3 protein-coding genes are annotated in these 1518 nt (G+C 62.1%); all 3 read left to right on the top strand.

Annotation, left to right across the window (positions count from 1 at the left end):
* Positions 1–124, top strand: a 124-nt coding sequence (locus tag EJA72_RS29700) for a hypothetical protein (RefSeq protein ID WP_372240703.1), incomplete at its 5' end; no start/stop codon positions are given.
* Complete coding sequence (arnD, locus tag EJA72_RS13235) at positions 124–1008, top strand: 4-deoxy-4-formamido-L-arabinose-phosphoundecaprenol deformylase (protein WP_157711885.1); 885 nt, start codon at positions 124–126, stop codon at positions 1006–1008. The genes EJA72_RS29700 and arnD, both read left to right, overlap by 1 nt.
* The coding region (locus tag EJA72_RS13230) for a phospholipid carrier-dependent glycosyltransferase (RefSeq protein WP_157711884.1) at positions 1005–1518 on the top strand (514 nt) is incomplete at its 3' end. The genes arnD and EJA72_RS13230, both read left to right, overlap by 4 nt.

Raw genomic sequence — 1518 nt, 5'->3', positions numbered from 1 at the left:
CAAGCGCCTGCTGGACTGGACGCCGACCGTGGAAATGAGCGAGACCATTGGCAACACGCTGGATTTCTTCCTACGCGAGGCGATGCTTGAACAAGCGGAGCACTCTAAAGAAGAAGCATGTTGATGCAGGCAGGTCTTCGAATCGATGTCGACACCTACCGAGGCACCCGTGACGGGGTGCCCCGACTGCTGGAAATCCTGGAAGAAGCGCAGGTCAAGGCGACGTTTTTCTTCAGCGTCGGACCGGACAACATGGGGCGCCACTTGTGGCGCCTGATCCGTCCGCAATTCCTCTGGAAAATGCTCCGATCCAACGCGGCCGGCCTGTATGGCTGGGACATCCTGCTGGCCGGCACCGCCTGGCCGGGCAAGCCGATCGGCCGTGACTTGGGGCATTTGATGCGCCAGGCCCGGGATGCAGGCCATGAAATCGGCCTGCACGCTTGGGACCACCACGGCTGGCAGGCCAATGCCGGGCGCTGGAGCGAGGCGCAATTGGTGCAGCAGATTCGCCAGGGCGTGGACACGCTCAGCGACATCCTCGGGCACGCCGTCGAGTGCTCGGCGTCTGCCGGCTGGCGCGCGGACGAACGTGTGATCGAAGCCAAGCAGGCGTTCAACTTTCGCTACAACAGCGACTGCCGCGGCCAGAACCTGTTTCAGCCGATACTGTCGGGTGGCGGATTGGGGGCACCGCAGATTCCGGTGGACCTGCCGACCTTCGATGAAGTGGTTGGTCCGACCGTGGCGGCCCAGGACTTCAATGCGTTCATTCTTGACCGTTTCAGTCCGGAAAAACTCAACGTTTACACGATCCATGCCGAAGTAGAAGGGATTCTGATGGCTAACGATTTTCGTCAACTGCTGGCCGAGGCGCGTCAGCGAGGTATCCGCTTTCAACCGTTGGGCGACCTGCTGCCCGAGGCACCTGAGACTCTTCCGACTGGTCGCGTATTGCGCGGCACGCTCGAAGGCCGTGAAGGCTGGCTGGGAGTTCAAGGAGCATGAGCAAACGCTGGGCACTGCCGCTGCTGATGGGGATTTTCCTGCTGGCATACCTGCTGCCCCTCGGCAGCCATGGCTTGTGGATCCCCGACGAAACCCGCTACGCCCAGATCAGCCAGGACATGCTCCTGAGCGGCAATTGGGTGTCGCCGCATTTCATGAGCCTGCGCTACTTCGAAAAACCGGTGGCCGGCTACTGGATGATCGCCGCCAGCCAGGCGCTGTTCGGGCAGAACCTGTTCGGCGTGCGCTTCGCTTCGGCCCTGAGCACCGGGCTCAGCGTGCTGCTTTGCTACCTCATTGCTCGTCGGTTGTGGAACCAGCCGCGCAAGAGTTTTGCCTGCGCGCTGCTGTACATGAGCCTCACCGTCATCGCCGGTACCTCCGGCTACGCCAACCTCGATCCGCAATTCACTTTCTGGGTCAACCTGAGCCTGGTGGCGTTGTGGTTTGCCCTGGACAGCGCCGGTCGCACCCAACGCCTGATCGCATGGGGCGTGCTCGGCCTGGCCT

Origin of the sequence: Pseudomonas sp. PB120, assembly GCF_009761815.1 — a bacterium.
Taxonomy (GTDB): Bacteria; Pseudomonadota; Gammaproteobacteria; order Pseudomonadales; family Pseudomonadaceae; genus Aquipseudomonas.
Note: the sequence above shows the minus strand (reverse complement) of the source record. Positions and strands in the feature narration are given on the sequence as shown.

Excerpts from the sequence above, each read along its gene's own strand:
- arnD (WP_157711885.1), top strand. The coding sequence starts at position 124 with ATGCAGGCAGGTCTTCGAATCGATGTCGACACCTACCGAGGCACCCGT.